The sequence below is a fragment of the Achromobacter sp. Marseille-Q0513 genome, assembly GCF_018195695.1.
Classification (GTDB): domain Bacteria; phylum Pseudomonadota; class Gammaproteobacteria; order Burkholderiales; family Burkholderiaceae_B; genus Achromobacter.
In genome coordinates, this window is record NZ_JAGTJY010000583.1 from 1 (window position 1) to 395 (window position 395).

The 395-nt window shown below is 58.5% G+C and carries 1 protein-coding gene; it reads left to right on the forward strand.

All coding sequences use genetic code 11. The features are described from left to right. Nucleotides 1-162 precede the first annotated feature (162 nt). Nucleotides 163-395 (forward strand): toxin (locus KDH83_RS31855; RefSeq protein WP_212323189.1); only part of this gene is annotated, 233 nt, incomplete at its 3' end.

The window sequence follows — 395 nt, forward strand, 5'->3', positions numbered from 1 at the left end:
ACGCCTGAGGCGAGCCTGGCCAGAATCCTTGCCTGGCTGGACGCGTTTCCACGTGTCAGCTGGTCCCGTAGCCGGGAAAGTCCCAGTGATTTTCAGACAGTGCGCTATATGTCGCTGGTTGATATCTATACGTTATTTACGTATATTTGATACGTGCATGCCATGAAGGCCTTGTTCATCGAGTTGCCCGCGTTTCTGCGTCATCGGTCCCGTTACCTCGATGATGATGGTTTTCGCGGCTTGCAGGACACCATGATGCTGCGGCCCGATGCCGGTGACCTGATCGAAGGCACTGGCGGGCTGCGCAAGCTGCGCTACGGCGATGCGCGCCGAGGCAAGGGCAAGCGCGGCGGCTTGCGGGGGATCTACTACTGGTGGGACGGCGGTTTGCAATT